This is a genomic window from Clostridium sp. DFI.5.61 (assembly GCF_024462915.1).
Taxonomy (GTDB): domain Bacteria; phylum Bacillota; class Clostridia; order Oscillospirales; family Oscillospiraceae; genus Lawsonibacter; species Lawsonibacter asaccharolyticus.
Map to the genome: position 1 here is coordinate 1 of NZ_JANGBZ010000102.1, position 4,954 is coordinate 4,954.

General features: G+C 59.4%; 4 protein-coding genes and 5 tRNA genes. 2 read left to right on the forward strand and 7 right to left on the reverse strand.

The genetic code is table 11. The features are described from left to right. Window positions 1–359: 359 nt before the first annotated feature. The 7 genes from NE584_RS19035 to pyrB all read right to left on the reverse strand — a co-directional run bounded on the left by NE584_RS19035 (window position 360) and on the right by pyrB (window position 3,711). Window positions 360–435, reverse strand: a tRNA-Lys gene (locus tag NE584_RS19035). A gap of 67 nt (window positions 436–502) precedes the next feature. Further along, window positions 503–577, reverse strand: a tRNA-Gln gene (locus NE584_RS19040). 78 nt (window positions 578–655) lie between these two features. After that, a tRNA-His gene (locus NE584_RS19045) sits at window positions 656–732 on the reverse strand. A gap of 27 nt (window positions 733–759) precedes the next feature. Next, window positions 760–836, reverse strand: a tRNA-Arg gene (locus NE584_RS19050). A 3-nt stretch (window positions 837–839) separates the two neighbouring features. Continuing rightward, window positions 840–913: transfer RNA gene (locus NE584_RS19055), tRNA-Gly, on the reverse strand. 113 nt (window positions 914–1,026) lie between these two features. Next, window positions 1,027–2,361, reverse strand: coding sequence for a hemolysin family protein (locus NE584_RS19060; protein WP_256183519.1), 1,335 nt, complete (start codon window positions 2,359–2,361; stop codon window positions 1,027–1,029). Between the two features lie 288 nt (window positions 2,362–2,649). Beyond that, a complete protein-coding gene (gene pyrB, locus NE584_RS19065; protein WP_050623345.1) occupies window positions 2,650–3,711 on the reverse strand; it encodes an aspartate carbamoyltransferase in 1,062 nt (353 codons plus the stop codon). Window positions 3,712–3,947: 236 nt separating this feature from the next. On the opposite strand from pyrB, the gene NE584_RS19070 reads away from it, so the two are divergent. Together NE584_RS19070 and NE584_RS19075 are read left to right on the forward strand one after the other, a co-directional pair. Continuing rightward, the gene (locus NE584_RS19070; RefSeq protein WP_050623346.1) at window positions 3,948–4,493 is read left to right on the forward strand and encodes a putative ABC transporter permease; all 546 of its coding nucleotides are present in this window, start codon (window positions 3,948–3,950) and stop codon (window positions 4,491–4,493) included. A gap of 77 nt (window positions 4,494–4,570) precedes the next feature. Next, complete coding sequence (locus tag NE584_RS19075) at window positions 4,571–4,735, forward strand: hypothetical protein (RefSeq protein ID WP_187120328.1); 165 nt, start codon at window positions 4,571–4,573, stop codon at window positions 4,733–4,735. The last annotated feature ends 219 nt before the right edge of the window (window positions 4,736–4,954 follow it).

Here is a 4,954-nt window from a genome sequence, read left to right on the forward strand (position 1 = left end):
TTATGACCCGGGAGGAGGGCGCGATCATGGCCCGGGCAGCGGCGAAGGCCAGATAAAGCAGAGGAGCCGCCCCAATATGGGCGGCTCCTGACATCAAATTTGACATGATTTTATATGGGTAATTTTGATGCTGAATAATCATTCAACTAGGAAAAAATGGAGAAGCCTTACAGCCCGAGGGGGGAGGTGAAGTTGACAAACAGTTTCGAAGACGCACCTCAAGTCTGCACCTCAACCCAAATCGCGACCCAGCGTAAGCGGTTGCGATCTGGAAAGGAGGAGCAAGGGAGCGGGCGGATGACGCTTTTTTGTGCGTGAGCATAAAAAAGCGCCGGAGCAAAGCGGACTTTGCTCCGACGTGGTGACCCAGCGGAGATTCGAACTCCGGACACCCTGCTTAAAAGGCAGGTGCTCTGCCGACTGAGCTACTGGGTCATGAAATCAATCAAACGAAAAACAGGACTGCCTCCGCAACTGCCGGACCAGAAAACACAGAAAAGAGTGGCAGGGATGGCTGGACTCGAACCAGCGAGTGAGGGAGTCAAAGTCCCTTGCCTTACCACTTGGCTACACCCCTGTATCTCCGTCAGATGGGGAGAAATTGAAAAGGCAAGGACCGGAGCCGACGCTCCGGCCCTTACGCCTTGAGGTCATATGGGGTGGGTAAAGGGACTCGAACCCTCGACCCTCGGAACCACAATCCGATGCTCTAACCAACTGAGCTACACCCACCATATAACAGCGACAGCAGAGGGAAGATGGCACGCCTGAAGGGACTCGAACCCCTGGCCCACTGCTTAGAAGGCAGTTGCTCTATCCACCTGAGCTACAGGCGCATATGGAGCGGGTGATGGGAATCGAACCCACGCGACCAGCTTGGAAGGCTGGGATTCTACCATTGAACTACACCCGCATGGGCGCCTCACTCTCTGTGTCAGCTTGAAAATGATACCACATGGAAGGGCGCTTGTCAATCCCTTTTTTCGATTTCGCCCTGCGGAGGACCTCCGCAGGGCGAAACAGGGATCACTGGGGGTGGGGAGCGGCGGGCTGGGAACGGCGGACCAGCACCCACTGGATCCGGTGGTCAGCTACCTGCTCCACCTGGAGGTCCAGGCCACCCGCCTCTACGTGGGGACGGCTCCCATCTTCCGGAATGGTGCGGAGGCAGCTGAGCACCATCCCGCCCACGGTGTCGTAGTCCGCGTCCTCCGGGGGATCGAATCCCAGCTCTTCCGCCAGAGTGTCAACGCTGAGGCCGCCGCTGCACCGCCAGACACCGTCCTCCAGATGCTCCAGCTCCGGGGGCTCCGCCGGGTCGAACTCATCGTAGATATTGCCTACGATCTCTTCCAACAGATCCTCCAGGCTCACGACACCGGCCAATTCGCCGTACTCGTCGATGACCACCGCCAGATGTACCTTTTTGTGCTGCATATCCCGGAAGAGGTCGTCCGCAGAGAGAGTCTCCGGCACCAGGTAGGCCGGACGCATCAGCTCCCGCACAGTGCGGTGCCGGGAAGAGGCCATATCCAGCAGAAGATCCCGGGCGTTCAGGATGCCCAAAATATCATTGAGATCGCTGCCATAGACCGGGAAGCGGGACAGCCCGGTGGCGCGGATGACGTCCAGGACCTCGCCGGGCGGGGTGTCCACCTGAATAGCGGTGACATCGCCTACCCGGGTCATGGCGTCGCTGACCGAGAGGTCGCCGAATTCAAAGACGTTCTGGAGCAGTTCCTTCTCCTCCGCATCGATGGCTCCGTTCTCGTTACCCAGGTCGATCATCATGCGGATCTCATCCTCGGTGACCTGTTCCTCCTCGTCCTCGGTCTTCATGCGGAGCAGACGGAGCACTCCATTGGTGGACAAGGAGAGAAGGGCCACCACAGGCCGGGCGATGAAGGCAAGCGTGGAGACCACCCGGCAGGAGAGACGTGCCATCTCCAGGGACTTCTGCATGGCGATGCGTTTCGGGACCAGCTCGCCGAAGATCAGAGTAAAGTAGGAGAGGATCAGAGTGATGACGACCACCGAGAAGGTATCCACCACGGAGATGGGGAGGGCGGTAAAGCCAAGATCCTCACAGATCCAGCGGACCAGATACTCGGAGAAGCTGTCCGCCGCAAAGGCGGAGCCGAGGAAACCGGCCAGCGTGATGCCGATCTGGATGGTGGAGAGGAAGCCGGCTGGCTGCTCCAGCATTTTCAGCAGCCTGGGAGCCAGCTTGTCCCCGCTCTCTTCCAACATCCGCAGCTTGTTTGCGTTGAGGGAGATCACCGCGATCTCGGTAGCCGCAAAAAAGGCATTGATCAGGATCAGGATGACCTGGACCAGCAGTTGTATGGCAATAGTTGACACGGATCGTTCCTCCTCAAAATTGGACATCAGGATGCAAAAAAGCACAGCCGGCCCTATCCTGGATAGGGCAGCTGTGCTTTTTTACAGTAATAAATCGGGTCGGGCGCAGTCGCTGTCTGTGTCCATAAACGCGGATAACTCCTTCGAGCCGGTCCGACCCCGAAGGGGAGCGGCCGGCGATCCTTTCCCGCTGAGGGGCGGGATGATAAAAAGGATAAAGGAAAGAGGGGCCTGCGTCAAGAGAAAAGAGGCGGAATTAACGGCATTTTTACAGGGAGAGATCAAATCTTAGCACAGAGCGGCGTCACAGAAGCCGCAGCAGTCCACGCCGCCGATCTTTTTCACCAGAGGCGGGAGATAGTGCTCGGTCTGGGTGATGCAGCGGGGGTTGGTACAGACGGGCTTGGTTCCGATCTCCACAGCGGGAGGAGCGTCATCCCGGGGTTGGAGGGCCAGATGCTCCAGAAGGGCCATCCGGGCAAACATCCCGTAGCGGGCCTGCTGGAAATAGACGGCCCGGGGATCGTCATCCACGTCGATGGAGATCTCATCCACCCGGGGGAGGGGATGCATCACCAGCATGCTGGGCTTGGCCCGTTCCAGCTTGCGCCGGGTGAGGATATAGATCCCCTTGTTGCGCTCATACTCCAGGGGGTCTACAAACCGCTCCCGCTGGATGCGGGTCATGTAGAGGACATCCAGCTGGGGGATGACGGACTCCAGACCGGTGACCTCGGTGAACCACATATTGTTCTCACGCATGAAGACCCGCATATATTCGGGAACGGCCAGATCCCGGGGAGAGATGAGGAAAAACTTGATATCCCGGAACTTGGCCATGGCCTTGATGAGGGAGTGTACCGTGCGTCCGTTCTTCAGGTCGCCGCACAGGCCGAGAGAGAGGCCGTCTACGCCCCCCCGCAGGCGGGTGATGGTGGTCAGATCAGCCATGGTCTGGGTGGGGTGCATGTGGCCGCCGTCGCCGGCATTGACCACGGGGACGGCGGAGTAGAGGGAGGCGGCCTTGGCCGAGCCCTCCCAAGGGGTGCGCATCACCACTACATCGGCGTAGCCGGAGACCATCTTGATGGTGTCCTTCAGGGTCTCTCCCTTGGCAACGGAAGAGGAGTTAGGATCGGCGAAGCCGAACACCGTCCCGCCCAGGCGCAGCATGGCGGTCTGGAAGGAGAAGTTGGTGCGGGTGGAGGGCTCGTAAAACAGATTGCACGACACCCGGCCCTTACACACGTCCACAAATTGGGATGGGTCATCCATGATCTGGCTGGCCCGGGCATACAGGGCGTCCCACTCATGGCGGGGCAGGTCCCCAAAATCGATCAAATGACGCATCGCGCTCCACTCTCCTGTCATCCGTATTCTTCGAGTAATCCTACCACAAACCGCCCTTTTCCGCAAGGCATCATGGAAAAGTCTGCCCCACTTTTTCCAAGGATGGACTCAGCTTCCGGGAAAACAGACCGCAGGCAGAAAAAGGCCCGGGACCTGGCCGTTAATGACAAAATTTGCCCGCATGAAAGCCACTCATTTTCGCTACCCTATGTAGCAGAGAAATGGAGGGCTGACCTTTGATCTGGGTTTGGAACTTTATCCTATACAGCTTTTTCGGCTTCCTGCTGGAGGTGGCCTACGCCCGGGCAACTGGAGGGCGGGGGGACCGAAAAAGCCTGCTTGTGCTCCCGCTGTGCCCGGTGTACGGCGTGGGGGCCTGCCTGATCCTGCTGCTCCCGCGGACTGTCATCCAGAATCCCTTTACGCTGTTCCTGCTGGGGGGCCTGGCGGCCACGGCGGCGGAATATGGGATGGCAATTTTGTACGAGCGGGGACTGGGCGTCTCCTTCTGGGATTATACCGGCCTGCCGGGCAGCATCCAGGGGAAGATATGCCTCCCCTTTTCCCTGGCCTGGGGGGCGCTGGCCCTCCCACTCATCTACTTCGTCCATCCGGCGGTGGCGCGGCTGACCGCCCTGATCCCGCCTGGAGTGACCTGGACGGCGGCCGCCACGGTGGCAGCGGACATGGCGGTGTCTGGGGTGCTGATGAAGGTGACTGGGAACCGGGACTGTCTGCGGTGGTATCAAAAGCGGGCGGAAAAGGCACGGGAGGGTGGTTGACAGCCCCCTGAGAAACCGGTACACTGAAGCTGACCGCGGCAAGCGGGATCGGAGCTGGAAGGACTGGAGGGCCGGAAATGGAGGCAATTTACTATACCGTGAGCAATATTAATGGAGATTATGCTGAAATGGTATCGGATGATGGGCAGAAACACTCCCTGACCATGTTTCTGCTCCCGGAGGGGACCACGGTGGGGAGCCGGCTGAAGCTGGAGAACTTTCAATGGAGCCTGTGTGGATGAACAGAGCGGTCCGCGGATGGACCACTCTGACTGCGGGAAAAGTCCTCAATTTGCTCGCCGCAGCCCTTGCTCTGCAAGGGCTAGGGGATGTGATTCCATTCCAGGCGGGCTGCCGCCCCCTCGAGCTCTCCGGTCTCATCCTGAAACATCTGCAACTGAAAAAAGGGGATTCGAAATATACAGGGCCGGGGGGGGGGGGGGGGGGGGGGGGGGGGGGGG

What these genes read in the sequence shown, in the direction of transcription:
- pyrB (WP_050623345.1), bottom strand. Translation starts at nt 3,711, where the DNA reads ATGCGTCATTTGATCGATTTTGGGGACCTGCCCCGCCATGAGTGGGAC.
- NE584_RS19075 (WP_187120328.1), top strand. Translation starts at nt 4,571, where the DNA reads ATGGAGGCAATTTACTATACCGTGAGCAATATTAATGGAGATTATGCT.